10 protein-coding genes are annotated in these 15725 nt (G+C 72.0%); 5 read left to right on the top strand and 5 right to left on the bottom strand.

Translation table 11 applies throughout. The features are described from left to right. Nucleotides 1-51: 51 nt before the first annotated feature. Nucleotides 52-531 carry a hypothetical protein gene (locus ACIRHA_RS42420; RefSeq protein ID WP_403857326.1) on the top strand — a complete coding sequence of 160 codons (480 nt, stop codon included), beginning with the start codon at nucleotides 52-54 and terminating at the stop codon, nucleotides 529-531. Here the strand turns inward: ACIRHA_RS42420 and ACIRHA_RS42415 are convergent. Then, on the bottom strand, nucleotides 515-4303 hold the full coding sequence (locus ACIRHA_RS42415) for an ABC transporter ATP-binding protein (protein ID WP_403857323.1): 3789 nt from the start codon (nucleotides 4301-4303) through the stop codon (nucleotides 515-517). The two genes, ACIRHA_RS42420 and ACIRHA_RS42415, sit on opposite strands and share 17 nt — an antisense overlap. 63 nt (nucleotides 4304-4366) lie before the next feature. Then, nucleotides 4367-5404: an esterase-like activity of phytase family protein gene (locus ACIRHA_RS42410; RefSeq protein ID WP_403857320.1), complete on the bottom strand. Its 1038-nt coding sequence runs from the start codon at nucleotides 5402-5404 to the stop codon at nucleotides 4367-4369. Nucleotides 5405-5566: 162 nt separating this feature from the next. On the opposite strand from ACIRHA_RS42410, the gene ACIRHA_RS42405 reads away from it, so the two are divergent. Together ACIRHA_RS42405 and ACIRHA_RS42400 are read left to right on the top strand one after the other, a co-directional pair. Beyond that, on the top strand, nucleotides 5567-7786 hold the full coding sequence (locus tag ACIRHA_RS42405; RefSeq protein WP_403857317.1) for an ArnT family glycosyltransferase: 2220 nt from the start codon (nucleotides 5567-5569) through the stop codon (nucleotides 7784-7786). A 153-nt stretch (nucleotides 7787-7939) separates the two neighbouring features. After that, the gene (locus tag ACIRHA_RS42400) at nucleotides 7940-8743 is read left to right on the top strand and encodes an endonuclease I family protein (protein WP_403857314.1); all 804 of its coding nucleotides are present in this window, start codon (nucleotides 7940-7942) and stop codon (nucleotides 8741-8743) included. 15 nt (nucleotides 8744-8758) lie between these two features. Here the strand turns inward: ACIRHA_RS42400 and ACIRHA_RS42395 are convergent, their stop codons facing one another. The 3 genes from ACIRHA_RS42395 to ACIRHA_RS42385 are packed head-to-tail and all read right to left on the bottom strand — an operon-like array spanning nucleotide 8759 to nucleotide 12974. Further along, entirely contained in the window at nucleotides 8759-10432 is a 1674-nt protein-coding gene (locus ACIRHA_RS42395; RefSeq protein ID WP_403857311.1) for a thiamine pyrophosphate-binding protein, read from the bottom strand. A gap of 23 nt (nucleotides 10433-10455) precedes the next feature. After that, nucleotides 10456-11448 carry an agmatinase gene (gene speB / locus ACIRHA_RS42390; protein WP_403857422.1) on the bottom strand — a complete coding sequence of 331 codons (993 nt, stop codon included), beginning with the start codon at nucleotides 11446-11448 and terminating at the stop codon, nucleotides 10456-10458. Between the two features lie 50 nt (nucleotides 11449-11498). Continuing rightward, a complete protein-coding gene (locus ACIRHA_RS42385; RefSeq protein WP_403857308.1) occupies nucleotides 11499-12974 on the bottom strand; it encodes a sodium:solute symporter in 1476 nt (491 codons plus the stop codon). A gap of 222 nt (nucleotides 12975-13196) precedes the next feature. On the opposite strand from ACIRHA_RS42385, the gene ACIRHA_RS42380 reads away from it, so the two are divergent. Continuing rightward, nucleotides 13197-14630, top strand: coding sequence for a PucR family transcriptional regulator (locus ACIRHA_RS42380; protein ID WP_403857305.1), 1434 nt, complete (start codon nucleotides 13197-13199; stop codon nucleotides 14628-14630). A 139-nt stretch (nucleotides 14631-14769) separates the two neighbouring features. Further along, a complete protein-coding gene (locus tag ACIRHA_RS42375; protein ID WP_403857302.1) occupies nucleotides 14770-15570 on the top strand; it encodes a phosphatase in 801 nt (266 codons plus the stop codon). The last annotated feature ends 155 nt before the right edge of the window (nucleotides 15571-15725 follow it).

Here is a 15725-nt window from a genome sequence, read left to right as displayed (position 1 = left end):
ACAAGGCGGCCGGGCGGTTGCGTGCCGACCCGGCCCGGAAGGCGGGTCCTCATGACATCCATGAACCGCACCGCACGCTACGTCTTCGCGGCAGGACTGCTCACCGTCGCCCTCGCGGTCCCCAGCGCCGCCGCGCCCCGCACCGACGGCAACCCCTCCGGCGCCCCCGCCCGCAGCGGTGACCCGGGCGCCGTCTACGACCGGGTCGCGCACTTCTACGGCGCGTACATCGACGTCGCGAACGATCCGGGTGACAACGCGCTCGCCGCACGACTTCGGCAGTTCTACCTGACCTCGGATCTGCGCTCCCGGCTCGCGAACTGGGAGAAGCGGCACGACGCCGACGGTGTGCTGCGCGCGCAGAACGTGCCGAGCGCCTGGAAGGTGACGGCGGGCGACAGCGGGATGGGCAAGACGTACTCCACGGTGCGGCTGACCTGGGGCACCGGGAAGCACGTCTCGTACACCTACCTGACGGTCCAGTCGGATCTGGCGACCAAGAAGATCTCCGACATCACGTCGAAGAGCTGACCTCCCCGGCCGCCACCGGTTCGCCCAGGAACGTCCGCCACAGCGCGGCGTACTTCCCGTCCAGTCGAAGCAGCTCGTCGTGCGTTCCGTCCTCCGCGACCCGGCCGTGGTCCATCACGACCACCCGGTCCGCGCGGGCCGCCGTCGTCAGGCGGTGGGCGACGATCAAGGTGGTGCGCGCGCCGGCGCTCGTTGAGGGGCGGTGGTCGGGCGACGGGTGGGCGCGCCTGCCGGAGATGCGGTCCGTGGCCTGGTTGACCTGGGCCTCGGTGGCGAGGTCGAGGGCGGCGGTCGCCTCGTCGAGCAGGAGGATGTCCGGGGCGACGAGTTCGGCGCGGGCCAGGGCGATCAACTGCCGCTGCCCCGCGGAGAGGTTGCGGCCGCGCTCGGCGACCTCGTGGAGGTAGCCGCCGTCGAGCGTCGCGATCATCTCGTGCGCGCCGACGGCCCGCGCCGCCGCCTCCACCTCGGCGTCGCTCGCGCCGGGGCGGCCGTAGGCGATGGCGTCGCGGACCGTGCCGGGGAAGAGGTAGGCCTCCTGCGGGACGACGCCGAGCCGGTGCCGGTACTCGGTGAGGTCGAGTTCGCGCAGGTCGATGCCGTCGGCGGTGACCCGGCCGCCCGTCGGGTCGTAGAACCGGGCGACGAGCTTGACGAGCGTCGACTTGCCCGCGCCGGTCTCGCCGACGAACGCGACGGTCTGCCCGGCGGGGATGCGCAGGTCCACATCGCTCAGGGCGGCCTCCGGCTTGTCGGCGGACCCGTACGCGAAGTCCACGTCCTCGAAGGCGATCTCGCCGCGCAGCGAGGGCACCTCGCGGGGGCGCTCGGCGTTCTTCGTCGACGTCGGCTCGCGCAGCAGTTCCTGGATGCGGCCGAGCGAGACGGTGGCCTGCTGGTATCCGTCGAAGACCTGGGAGAGCTGCTGCACCGGCGCGAAGAACAGGTCGATGTAGAGCAGGTAGGCGACCAGCGCGCCCGTCGTGAGGGTGCCCGCGTCGACCCGTTGCGCGCCCACGGCCAGCACGGACGCGGTCGCCACCGCCGACAGGAGCTGCACGAACGGGAAGTACACGGAGATCAGCCACTGGCCGCGGATCCGCGCCTTGCGGTAACTGGCGCTGCCCGCCGCGAACTTCGCGCTGCCGTCCTCCTCGCGCCGGAAGGCCTGCACGATCCGCAGCCCGGCCACCGTCTCCTGGAGATCGGCGTTCACGACGGAGATCCGCTCGCGCGCCAGCTCGTACGCCTTGACGCTGGAGCGGCGGAAGAAGAACGTCCCGATGATCAGCGGCGGCAGCGTCGCGAAGACGACCAGCGCGAGCTGAACGTCGATCACGAGCAGCGCGACCATGATGCCGAAGAACGTGACGAGGGAGACGAACGCGGTGACCAGACCGGTTTGCAGGAAGGTCGAGAGCGCGTCGACGTCGGTGGTCATCCGAGTCATGATGCGACCCGTCAACTCCCGCTCGTAGAAGTCGAGTCCGAGCCGCTGGAGCTGGGAGAAGATCTTGAGCCGGAGCGAGTAGAGCACTCTCTCGCCGGTACGTCCCGTCATCCGCGTCTCGCCGAACTGCGCGGCCCACTGCACGAGTACGGCGACGAGACCGAGCCCCGCCGCCACCCACACCGCGCCGATCGCCAGCTGCGAGACGCCCTCGTCGATGCCGTGCCGGATGAGGATCGGCAGCAGCAGGCCCATGCCCGCGTCGACGGCGACGAGCGCGAGGCTGATCAGCAGCGGCGCCCGGAATCCGCGCAGCAGTCGGCGCAGACCGTACGACTCCTCGGCCGTGACGGCCCGCGTCTCGTCGATGTCGGGGGTGTCGGTGGCAGGCGGCAACGCGTCGACCTGCGCGAGGAGTTCCGGCGTCGCGGGCGACCCGGCGAGCGCGGCGTCCCGCGGCTCGCGGTCGCCCGTCCACAGCCTGGGGGTGACGCCGCGTTCGGCGTCGAACTCGGCGTCGAGTTCGTCCCGTACGGAGGTGTCCTCCACCGGCTCCCCCGCGGCGGGGGCGGTGTGTCCCGGCGACACCCCGCCCAGCCCGTCGGGGTCGGTGAGCAGGCTCCGGTACAGCGGCGACCCTGCCTCCAGCTCCTCGTGCGTACCGATCGCGGCGAGCCGCCCGCCGTCGAGGACGGCGATCCGGTCGGCGAGGCCGAGGGTGGAGCGGCGGTGCGCGATGAGCAGCGTCGTACGGCCCGCCATCACGTGCGCGAGCGCCTCGTGGATCTCGTGCTCGACGCGGGCGTCGACGGCGGATGTCGCGTCGTCGAGGACGAGGAGGCGGGGGTCGGTGAGGATGGCGCGGGCGAGCGCGACGCGCTGGCGCTGACCGCCGGAGAGGGTGAGGCCGTGCTCGCCGACCGTGGTGTCGTAGCCCTCGGGCAGCGCGCTGATGAAGCCGTGCGCCTGCGCGGCGCGCGCGGCCGTCTCGATCTGCTCCCGCGTCGCGTCCGGGAAGCCGTACGCGATGTTGGCGCCGACGGTGTCGGAGAACAGGAACGAGTCCTCCGGGACGAGTCCGATCGCGGAGCGCAGCGACGCCGTCGTCAGCTCGCGCACGTCGTGGCCGCCGACGAGGACGGCGCCGTGCGTGACGTCGTAGAAGCGCGGGAGCAGGAGGGAGACGGTGGACTTGCCGGAGCCGGAGGAGCCGACGACGGCGAGGGTCTCGCCGGCCCTGATCCCGAAGGAGAGGCCGTCGAGGACGGGGCGGTCGGCGGCGTCCGCGTACGCGAAGGACACGTCGTCGAACTCGACGGTCGCGGGGGCGTCCGCGGGAAGCTCCTTGGTGCCCTCGGTCAGCGAAGGCTCGGTGTCGATCAGTTCGAGGACGCGCTCGACACCTGCCCGCGCCTGCTGCCCGACGGTGAGGACGACCGCGAGCATCCGGACGGGCCCGACGAGCTGGGCGAGGTACGAGGAGAACGCGACGAACGTGCCGAGCGTGACCTCTCCGTGCACCGCGAGCCAGCCGCCGAGGGCCAGCATGGCGACCTGCCCGAGGGCGGGCACGGCCTGGAGCGCCGGGGTGTACTTCGAGTTCAGCCGGACGGTACGCAGCCGCCCCGCGAAGAGCCTGCGGCCGACCGTCTTGAGCTTCCCGGTCTCCTGCTCCTCCTGCCCGAACCCCTTCACGACGCGGACGCCGCTCACCGACCCGTCGACGACACCGGCCACGGCGGCGGCCTGCGCCTGCGCGTACCAGGTGGCGGGGTGCAGCCGGGAGCGGCTGCGCTTGGCGATGAACCAGATGGCGGGGGCGACGGCGAGCGCGACCAGGGTCAGCGGCGGCGACAGCCACGCCATGATCACCAGGGAGATGACGAAGAGCAGGACGTTCCCGATGGTCATCGGGAGCATGAAGAGCAGGCCCTGGATCAGCTGGAGGTCGCTGGTGGCGCGCCCCACGACCTGCCCGGTCGACAGCTCGTCCTGGCGGCGGCCGTCGAGCCGGGTGATCGACCCGTACATCTCGGTACGCAGATCGTGCTGGACGTCGAGGGCGAGCCGGCCGCCGTAGTAGCGGCGAACGAACGCGAGGACGTAGACGACGACGGCCGCGCCGAGGAGCGCGCCCGCCCAGACGGCCATGGACCGGGAGTGGTTCCCGATCACGTCGTCGATGATCACCTTCGTGATCAGCGGGACGAGCGCCATGACGCCCATGCCGCCGAGCGAGGCCCCGAGCGCGAGAACGACGTCCTTGGGATGGCGCCATGCGTATCCCGCGAGTCGTTTCGCCCAGCCCCGTTGTTCCGCCACGCCTTCGCCTCCACGTCTCACCTGCTGCTCTGCCGTGAGGGCCAACGCGACCGGGAGCGGATTTCATCCCACTGCAACAATCCGCGGCGCGATCCGCAGGGAGTAGAACCGGGTGATCTGGTTCGCGCTCTGGTTGTCGTCGCTGGCGAGGAGCAGGCGGAGGGCGCCGTGCGGGCCACGCCCCGTCACGGTCATCGCCTCGATGTTGTCGAGCAGCGGGTTGGTCTGGGGCTGGTGGGCGGGCGCGCCGAGCGAGGGGCAGTTCGCGAGGTCGGCGAGGAGGGTCTTGTGGGCGAGGCGGACGCCCTTCTGGCCCGTGAGGTCGCTGACGCCGGAGGTGTCGGTGGCGCCGCGGAGCTCGGCTTCGTACAGCCGGACCGTGTTGCCGACGCCGCTGGTGAAGCCGCGTTCCAGGACGAGGAGGCGGCCGTCGGGGGCGGCGGTGACCTCGGAGATGCCGAGGTTCGCGTCGGTGCGGTAGCCGTACTGGGCGGCGGGCCTGAAGTGACCGTCGTGGGTGCGCCGCCAGGTCTGGAGCCGGTTGACGGTGTCGCCGGTGAGCGGGGACTCCATGGAGGCGAGGAGGGTGCGGCCGCCGGGCAGCAGGGTCAGTCCCTCGAACGTGGCGTTGGCGCGGGCCCGGTCGTGCAGCGCGGCCGGGACGGGCAGCCGGTCGAGGACGCGGGCGCCCGTGCGGTCGTAGCGGCGGATCGAGGGCTCGGTCTCGGACGTGACGAGGTACGTGCCGTCGCGGTCGACGGCCAGGCCCTCGGAGTCGAGCGCGGCCCCCTTCTCGTCGGCGAGCGGCGCCACGGAGCGGGGCGCGAGCGTGCGCCCGTCCAGGGTGAACAGGGACGAGCGGTCGGACAGCGCGGCGAGCCGCCCGCCCCGGTCGGTGGCGAGCGCGGAGAGGTTGCCGACGAAGGTGCCGTCGTACGTCGTCTTGTCGAGGGCGTCGGAGTAGCCGGTGATCGTCACGGCCGGGGAGCAACGGCCCGTCGCGGCGGGCGAGTCGGCTTGCGCCGGGGCCGGAAGAGCCGTCAGGGAGGCGGCGGAGAGGGCGACGGTGGCGAGCACGGAACGTGCTGATCTGCGCGACATGGGGTCACGGTAGGGCGCGCGCGGCGACGGCCGGGCGGACTTTCCGTGAACGATGCGTCCCCTCCCTGAACGTCCCTGAACGACGAGGTGTTCGGCGACATGCACAGGTGACGCCCAGCCTCATCACAGCCCGCCCCCACAGGCGCCGTGCACCGTGCACTGGTGACCTCCATGACCGATACGCATTCCGACGCACCCGCACCCCCGCCACCGGCGGAGCCGCCGGCCGAGCGCCGCACGCCGCGCTGGTCGCTGCCGGCGCTGCTCGCGATCCTCGTGGTCGCCGGGGTGCTGTACTCCTGGAACCTCTCGTCGAACAGCCTCAACAGCTTCTACAGCGCCGCGATCTACAGCGGCACGCAGAGCTGGAAGGCCTGGTTCTTCGGATCCATCGACGCGGGCAACTTCCTGACCGTGGACAAGCCGCCGTTCGCCACGATGGTGATGAGCCTGTCCTGCCGGGTCTTCGGCTTCGGCACCTGGCAGATGATGCTGCCGCAGGTCGCCGCCGGGCTCGGCTCGATCTGGGTCCTGCACTCCTCCGTGAAGCGGGTGTGGGGCCACGTGGCGGCGACCGTCGCCGCCCTGGTCCTCGCCCTCACCCCGATCACCGTCGCCATCAACCGGGACAACAATCCGGACACCATCCTGGTGCTCCTGATGGTGGGCGGCGCGGCCCTCGCGCTGCGCGCCACCCGTAACGGCAGGCTGCTCCCGCTGCTCGGCTCGGCGGCCCTGTTCGGCCTCGCCTTCAACACGAAGATGCTCCAGGGCTACATCGCGCTGCCGGTCGTCTTCGCCGTGTACCTGTACGCGTCACACCTGGGCTGGGCGAGGAAGGCCCGCAACCTGGTCCTCGCCGCGGTCGTCCTCGCGGTCTCCAGCTTCTGGTGGGCCACGGCCGTCTCCCTGACCCCCGCGTCCGAGCGCCCGTACATCGGCGGCTCGACGGACGGCACCGCCTGGGACCTGATCATGGGCTACAACGGCTTCGGCCGGATCCTCGGCGGCGAGGGCAACGGCGGGGGCGGCGGAGGTGGCGGAGGCGGTTTCTCCGGCACGGCGGGCCTCGGCCGGCTCTTCAACGACACGCTCGGCGGCCAGATCTCGTGGCTGATCCCCTTCGCGGCGATCGCCCTCGTCGGCGGCCTGGTGCTGCGCGGCCGCGCCCCGCGCACCGACCTCACGCGCGCGGCTCTCGTGCTGTGGGGCGGCTGGCTGGTGCTGCACTACGTCACGTTCGCGACGGCCGAGGGCACCATGCACCCGTACTACACGACCGCGGTCGCCCCCGGCATCGCGGCGCTGTGCGGCGGTGGCGGCGTGCTGTTGTGGCGTGCCTTCCGCGACGACAAGCGGTGGGCGTGGGTGCTGCCGGTCGCACTCGCCGTGACCGGGATCTGGTCGGCGGTGCTGCTGCGCCGCGCGTCCGGCTGGAACGGCTGGCTGTGGCCGACGACGGCCGTCGTCATGGCACTCGCGATCGCGGGCCTGCTCGTCTTCCGTACGTCGACGGGGAGGCGGCTGCGGCTGCTCGCGGTGGCCGTGGCGGCGGCGGTCGTCGCGTCGGTGGCGGGCCCGGCGGCGTACGCCTTCTCCGTGCCGTTCGGGTCCGGAGCGGGCGGCGGCATGGGCGGCTCCAACCCGACGGCCGGGCCTTCGACGGGCGGCGGCATGGGCGGGCCCGGTGGGGGCGGCGGTGGCCGGGGCGGGTTCCCTGGCGGCGGCGAGATGCCGGGCGGCGGTTCGCGGCAGGGCGGCGGGACCCAGCAGGGCGGCGGCGAGATGCCCGGTGGCGGGTCGATGCCCGGTGGCGGCGAGGCACCCGAAGGCGGCTTCCCCGGTGGCGGCTCCCAGGAAGGCGGTCCCCAGCAGGGCGGTGGCATGCCGGGCGGCGGCGAGATGCCGGGCGGCGGCCAGGAATCCGGTTCCGGCTCCGGCTCCGGCAAGCAGGAATCCGGCCGTCGCGGCGGAGCCGGTGGCATGGGCGGCAACGTCGACAGCGAGCTGATCTCGTACCTGGAGAAGCACCAGGACGGCGCCAAGTGGCTGCTCGCGGTGTCCAATTCGCAGTCCGCCGCGCAGATCATCCTGAAGACCAAGAAGCCCGTCATCTCCATGTACGGCTTCACCGGCTCCGACAAGGGCATGACCGTCGCCAAGCTCAAGAAGCTGGTCGAGAGCGGCCAGTTGCACTACATCCAGGTCGGCGAGAGCGGCATGGGCGGCCCCATGGGCGGCAGCAACGACGTCAGCTCCGCGGTCACCAAGTGGGTGAAGAAGCACGGCACGGCGGTGAAGTCGAGCGAGTACAGCAAGAAGTCCAGCAGCTCGACGAGCTCCCAGTCGCTGTACCGACTGGACGCGTCCGACGTGGACTGACCCAGTAACTCCCCGCACACCAAAGGCCCCTGACATCCAGTCAGGGGCCTTTGTCGTCACACAATCGACGCCCGGCATTCACCCAATCCATACGTGTCCATGTCACGCTCCGTTCCACCAAATCAACCCGCGTAGAACGGACGGACACCCCACATGCCCGGAATCCACATACGCACCGTCGCCCTCACCACCGCGGCCGTACTCGCCGCCTTCGCCCTCCCCGCGGCGACAGCGACAGCGACCCCACCCTCAGGCTCCGCCTCCGCCGCGTACGACGACACGTACTACCAGGACGCCGAGGGCAAGACCGGCACGGAACTCAAGAGCGCGCTGCACACGATCATCAGCGACCAGACGAAGCTCTCCTACGACGCGGTCTGGGACGCCCTGAAGGCCACCGACCAGGACCCGGCCAACAGCTCCAACGTGATCCTGCTCTACAGCGGCACCTCACGCGCGAAGTCCGCCAACGGCGGCGACAGCGGCGACTGGAACCGCGAGCATGTCTGGGCCAAGTCGCACGGCGACTTCGGCACCGCGACGGGCCCCGGCACGGATCTGCACCACCTCCGCCCGGAGGACGTCACGGTCAACTCGATCCGTGGCAACAAGGACTTCGACAACGGCGGCAGCGAAGTCGCGAACGGCGGCGGCAGCCTCACCGACGGCGACTCCTTCGAGCCGCGCGACGCCGTCAAGGGCGACGTGGCGCGCATGATCCTCTACATGGCGGTCCGCTACGAAGGCGACGACTCCTTCGCCGACCTGGAGCCCAACGACTCGGTGGACAACGGCAGCGCGCCGAACATCGGCAAGCTGTCCGTCCTCAAGGCGTGGAGCGACGAGGACCCGCCGGACTCCTTCGAGCAGCACCGCAACGAGGTCATCTACGACTCGTACCAGCACAACCGCAACCCGTTCATCGACCACCCGGAGTGGGTGGGCGCGATCTGGTAGGCGCGGTCGTCCGCGTCAGCCCAGATGCGTCGGCGCGAACATCCTGAGCAGCGCCGGGAGCACCACCACGCGCGGGCCCGGTGCCGCGAACGCCTCGGCCAGGTCGGCGCGGAGCGTCTCCGGGGTCGTACGGACCCCGGGGACGCCGAAGGACTCGGCGAGTGCCACGAAGTCGGGGCGGGCCAGCTCGGTCGCGGTGGCCTCGCCGAAGGCGTCGGTCATGTATTCGCGCAGGATGCCGTAGCCGCCGTCGTCGACGATGAGCCAGGTGACGTTCAGGTCGTACTGCTTCGCCGTGGCCAGTTCGGCGATGGAGTACATGGCGCCGCCGTCGCCGGAGACCGCGAGGACGGGTGTCGTCGGGTCGGCGGCGGCCGCGCCGATGGCGGCGGGGAACCCGTAGCCGAGGCCGCCCGCGCCCTGCGCCGAGTGCATGATCCCCGGCCATGCGGACCACGCCCAGTAGGCGAGGATCGTCATGTCCCAGAAGGAGGGCGACGCGGCCGGGAGCGCATCCCGTACCGACGCCAACACGCCCTGCTCCAGGGTGAGTTCCTGCGCGTCGATACGTTCCCGTACGGCCTTCAGGACCGCTGCGACGCGTGCGGGCGCCTCGTCGTCCGGGCGCTCGGCCACCGTCTCGACCAGGGCCTGGAGCGCGAGGCGTGCGTCCGCGTGGATGCCGAGGGCCGGGTGGTTGGACTCCAGCTTTCCGGCGTCGGCCTCGATCTGGATGACGCGGCCGCGCGGCGTGAACGTGTGGTAGTTCGAGGAGAGTTCGCCGAGGCCCGAGCCGACGACCAGCAGGACGTCCGCGTCCTCCAGGAAGTCCGTCGTGTGCTGGTCCTCCATCCAGGACTGGAGCGACAGCGGGTGCTCCCAGGGGAAGGCGCCCTTGCCGCCGAAGGTGGAGACGACGGGGGCGTTGACGCGTTCGGCGAGCGCGCGGAGCTTGCCGGTCGCGTCGGCGCGGACGACGCCGCCGCCCGCGATGATCGCCGGCCGTTCGGCGCGGGCGAGCAAGTCGGCGGCCACGGCGGTGAGTTCGGGCCGCGGGACGAGATCGTGCGGCGTCGCGTCCACCGCCGTGACGACTGGAAGTGTCGTCTCGGCGAGGAGCACGTCCTGGGGGATCTCCACCCACACCGGGCCGTGCGGGGCGCTCAGCGCGGACTCCCAGGCCGCGGCGATCGCCGACGGGATCTGGGACTGCGTACGCACGGTGTGGACGGACTTGACCACGTCCCTGAACGAGGCCTGCTGGTCGCGGAGTTCGTGCAGGTAGCCGTGGCGACCGCCGCCGAGTCCCGCGACCGGGATCTGGCTGCCGATGGCGAGCACGGGAGCCGAAGCGGCCGCCGCCTCCTGGAGCGCGGCGAGCGACATCAGCGAACCGGGCCCGGTGGAGAGCAGCAGCGGCGCCACCTCTCCCGTGACCCGGCCGTACGCGTCCGCCGCGAACCCGGCGTTGTTCTCGACGCGCAGCCCCACGTACCTGAGCGACGACCGGCGCAGCGCGTCGAACATGCCGAGCGCGTGCTGCCCCGGAAGGCCGAAGACGGTGGCCGCGCCGAGGCCGTGCAGGGTCTCGACGACGAGGTCACCGCCGTTGCGCCCGGCGGGCGGGTTGAGCGCCGCCGCGATCTGCGCGGGGGTGGGCGTCAGCTCAAGGTCGTGGTCGTGCGTCACGGGTGTCCATCTCCTGCTGAGTGCTATGCGCGTGCGTCGGCGATCTGGCGGGACATGATCGTCGTCAGCTCGTACGCGGTGTGCGAGGCGGCGACGGACGTGATCTCCGCGTGGTCGTACGCGGGCGCCACCTCGACGACGTCCGCGGACACCAGGTTGCACGAAGAAAGCCCGCGAAGAATCTCCAGGAGCTCGCGGGAGGTCATGCCGCCCGCCTCCGGGGTGCCGGTGCCGGGCGCGTGGGCCGGGTCGAGGCAGTCGATGTCGATGGAGATGTAGAGCGGACGGTCGCCGATGCGCTGGCGGAGCTGGTCGGCGACCTCGTCGGCGCCGCGCCGGTAGACGTCGGCGGAGGTGACGATGCCGAAGCCGAGCTTCTCGTCCTCCGTGAGGTCGGAGCGGCCGTAGAGCGGGCCGCGCGTGCCGACGTGCGAGAGGGCGGACGTGTCGAGGATGCCCTCTTCGACGGCGCGGCGGAACGGGGTGCCGTGCGTGTACTCGGCGCCGAAGTACGTGTCCCAGGTGTCGAGGTGCGCGTCGAAGTGCAGCAGGGCCACCGGGCCGTGCTTCTTCGCGACCGAGCGGAGCAGCGGCAGCGCGATGGTGTGGTCGCCGCCGAGCGTCATCATGCGGGCGCCGGAGCCGAGCAGGTCGTCCGCGGCGGCCTCGATGGTGTCGACGGCCTCGTTGATGTTGAACGGGTTGGCGGCGATGTCACCGGCGTCCGCGACCTGCGCGAGCGCGAACGGCGAGGCGTCCTGCGCCGGGTTGTAGGGGCGCAGCAGGCGGGAGGCCTCGCGGATCGCGTTGCCGCCGAAGCGGGCGCCGGGCCGGTAGGAGACACCGGTGTCGAAGGGGACGCCGACGACCGCCACGTCGGCGGCGTCCACCTCGTCGAGCCGGGGCAGGCGGGCGAACGTCGCGGGGCCCGCGTAGCGCGGGACGCGGGAGGAGTCGACCGGTCCGACGGCTCCGGCGGGGCCGTTGGGTACGCGGGGCGTCTCGTTGCTGTTCATTGCGCGCATGCCTTCTTTCCTACGAGTGCGTACGGGGGTGTCGTACGGGGTTACTGCGCCGCGGCGGCGGGAGCCGGCTCGGGCTCCTCGGCGCCGCGTCCGGCGAGCCGCTCGCGCCAGTTGGCGAGGACGGCGGCGTCGGTGGGCCGGGTGGCCAGGGACACGATCACGTAGACGACGAGTGACGCGATCAGGCCGTAGTACACGGGCTCGTTGGCGAGGATGCCGTAGCGCCACATCCCGCCGATGACGGTGAGGCCGCCGACGACGACGGAGGCGAGGGCGCCGCTGACGTTGCCGCGCTTCCAGAGCAGCCCGCCGAGGATGGGCACGAGCAGCCCGCCGACGAGCAGGTTGTAGGCGACGGTCAGCGCCTCGACGACGTTGTTGAGGACGACCGAGATGACGATCGCGACGACGCCGAGGCCGAGGATGAACATCCGGTTGCCCTTGACCTCGTCGTGATCGTCCTCCGCGGACGCCTCGGCCTTGATGCCGCGCAGCCGCTTCCAGATGTCGTTGTTGGCGACGGTGGCGCAGGCGATGAGCGCTCCGGAGGACGTCGACATGACGGCCGCGAGGGCGGCGGCGAGCACGAGCCCGCGGACTCCGATGGGCAGCTCGTCCTTGACGATCCGGGCGAACGCCTCGTCGGCGGTGCCGAGACCGGTCGGGTAGAGCACCTTGGCGGCGGTGCCGATGACCGCGCCGGCGATCGCGTAGACCAGGCAGTACACGCCGGAGAACGTGCCGCCCCAGCGGGCCACCTTGTCGTTGCGGGCGGTGAAGACGCGCTGCCAGATGTCCTGGCCGATGAGCATGCCGAACGTGTAGATCAGCACGTAGGTGAAGATCGTCTCGCCACCGATGCCCAGCGGGTCGAAGTACTCGGTGGGCAGCTGCGCCTTCATCTCGCTGAAGCCGCCGGCCTTGACGACGGCGACGGGCAGCAGGATCAGCAGCACACCGATGGTCTTCACGACGAACTGCACCATGTCGGTGATCGTGATCGACCACATGCCGCCGAGCGTCGAGTAGGCGACGACGATGGTGCCGCCGACGACGATCGCGAGGGTGCGCGGCACGTCGAAGAGGACGTCGAAGATCGTCGCGTACGCGATGGTGGACGTGACGACGAGCATCAGCGTGTACGCCCACATGACGATGCCGGAGATCATCCCGGCGCGGCCGCCGCCGTAGCGCAGGTCGAGCATCTCGGAGACCGTGTAGACCTTCAGGCGGGCGATGCGCGCCGAGAAGAAGAGCGACAGGGCGAGGATGCCGAGGCCGATGGTGAACACCATCCAGGCGCCCGACAGGCCGTACTGGTAGCCGAGGCCGACGCCGCCGATGGTGGAGGCGCCACCGAGCACGACAGCGGCCATGGTCCCGGAGTACATGGCGGGACCGAGGCGCCGGCCGGCGACGAGGAAGTCGCTCTTGGACTTGGCGCGGCGCATGCCCCACCAGCCCATCGCGAGCATTCCGGCCAGGTAGACGACGATCACTACGTAGTCGACGGCCATGGGGCGTCCTCCTTTGGTCCACCTCGGTGGCGTGTCGTGCAGGGGAGTGTCCGGCTGCGGAACCCTGTCGGACCTCTTGGGTCTGTCGGGGCCCCTGGGGTGTCGGGGACATCCGCCCGTACCCGCACCCACCGGTCGGAAGAAATCTAGGTGGCCGAAAAGCAGCACTGAAGTGTACGTTCCGTTCATCGATCAGGATTCGAGTGGAGGAATCATCCACCCATGAGCGTGACCGCACCGCCCACGCAGGGCGTTCCGCTCGCCGCGGTGCTCGCCCGCGCCGACCTGGGCCTTCGCCAGATCGCGGGACCCGCGGCGGCGGCCGTCCTGGTGCACGGCGCGCACACCTCGGAGCTGACGGACCCGGAGCCGTACCTGCTGGGCGGCGAGCTGCTGCTCACGGCGGGCGTGCACGCGCCGGCGGCGCCTGTCGCCGGCCACGACGAGGAGCACGCCGGCTACTTCGAGGAGTACGCGGAGCGGGTCGCGCGGGGCGGTGCGGTGGCGCTCGGCTTCGGTGTGACGCCGGTCTTCGACACGGTGCCGCCGGAGCTGGTCACGGCCTGCGAGCGGCGCGGGATCCCGCTGGTCGAGGTCCCGCCGCGGACCACGTTCAGCGGGATCGCGCGCGCCGTGTGGGAGCTGATGGCGCAGGCCAGGAACGCGGAGCTGCGCCGGGTCACGGAGGCCCAGCAGGCGCTGGCATCGGCGGCGGCGCGGCCCGACCCGCTCCCCTCCGTGCTGCGCCAACTCGCCCAGCGCACCGGCGGGTTCGCGGTGGTCGTCACCCCGGAGGGCGACGAGCCGCACCACGCGGGGACGCGCCCCGCGGGTGCCGTGAGCGAGGCGCTCGCCGAACTGACGGCGGTGGTCCGCCCGCACGCCACGCACCTCTTCCCCACGCCGTCGTCGGCGGCGGACACGGTGGGCGGCACCCACCTGTCGGCGTACGCGCTTCAGCCGGGCGGCGCGCTCGGCCTCGCGACACGGACCCGCTCGCCGGGCGACCACACGATCGCGGGAGCGGCGGTGGTCCTGCTCTCCCTCCTCACCGGCGAACACCGCTCGACCGGTGGCACGCGCCGCGCGGCGACCCTGGTCGACCTCCTCCTCGGCGCGGACCGCGCGCAGGCGGCGACGGACCTGCTGGGCGCGGACACCACCTGGCGGGTGGTCCACGCCCGCCCGCTCACGCCCCGCCCGGCCCCCGACCTGGCGACGCCCCTGATCTCCACCTCGACCGGTGACTCGCTCACCCGCGCCCTGGTCCCGGCCGACCAGGACGTCGCGGCGCACACGGGCCACGTGCTCGGTGTCAGCGCCCCGGCCCTCGCCCGTGACCTGCCGCTCGCCGACGCCCAGGCGGCCCACGCCCTCACCCGCGCGCGGGCCACCCGCAGCCCGCTGGCCCACCACCGCCCGGACGACACCCCCGCGCCGACCCTGGCCGCCCTCTCCGACAAGCCGGCCCTCCTGGAAACCCTGCGCACCTGGCTCTCCCTGCACGGCAGTTGGGAGAGCACGGCCCTCGCCCTGGCCATCCACCGCAACACGGTCCGCCAGCGCATCACCCGCTGCGGCACGCTCCTGGAAGCCGACCTCGACGACCCGGACACCCGCATGGAACTCTGGTTCGCGCTCCGCGGGGCGCGGTGACGGGTCGCGACGGTGGCCGTCTCCCCGGTCCCGCCCGACTCCCGTCCCCCGCCCCGGGCAGCCCTCACGACCCCTGCCCGCCCGTTCCACTCCCCGGAACCGATCAACGCCCCGCCGCGGCCCCCGGCACAATGGGCGTATGCCGATACCCGGACTGCCCAGCGATACCCCGACCCGTGCCGCCCTCGTCGACCACCTCGTCCGCACCCGGATCGCGGGCGACGTCGCCACCCCGCGCGAGAACAACCTTTCGCACTACCGAAGGCTCGCGAACGGCGACCGCCACTATTGGCTGGGCCTGGAACTCGGCGACCGCTGGACCGATGAGCAGGACGTGCTCGCCGTCATGGCCGAGCGCTGCGGTGTCGTCCCGGACGCGGGACACCGATCCGGCCAGGACACCATCGACCCGGAACTGACCGTCGACGCTCTTGACCGTATGGCGACGCGGCTGCGCAAGGCCGCGGAGGACCGCCAGCGGGTGCTGTTCGCCACGGGGCACCCGGGCGGGCTCCTCGACGTCCACCGTGCGACGGCGACGGCGTTGCGCGCGGCGGGCTGCGAGATCGTCGTCATACCCGAGGGGCTCGCCACGGACGAGGGAATGGTCTTCCAGTTCGCGGACGTGGCGATGCTGGAGCGTGGCGCCACGCTGTGGCACACCCACTCCCCCGACCCCATGGCCGCGATCCTCGACGGTCTCGCCCGCGAGGGACGGCCGCTGCCCGACCTGGTCGTCGCCGACCACGGGTGGGCGGGCTGCGCGGCCCAGCGCGGCCTGGACTCCATCGGTTACGCGGACTGCAACGACCCGGCCCTGTTCGTGGGCGAATCCGAAGGCACGATGCAGGTCACGATCCCCTTGGACGACCACGTGACGAGCCCGAGGCACTACGACCCGATGACGGCGTACCTCTTGGACGCGGCGGGCCTCGTTTAAGCGGCCTTTTAAGCCCCTGCGGCGATTGAGCAGGCGGCTCCGTGCTTGACGCCTCGGGGGGGGGGCCCCGCCCCCCGGGGGGGCACGCCCCGCCGGGGGGGGAGGGAGGAGGCCCCCCCCACGCGGATGGTGTCGCCCCCCCCGCCGGGGGCGGT

The sequence above is a fragment of the Streptomyces sp. NPDC102360 genome (assembly GCF_044766085.1).
Lineage (GTDB): Bacteria > Actinomycetota > Actinomycetes > Streptomycetales > Streptomycetaceae > Streptomyces.
Note: the sequence above shows the minus strand (reverse complement) of the source record. Positions and strands in the feature narration are given on the sequence as shown.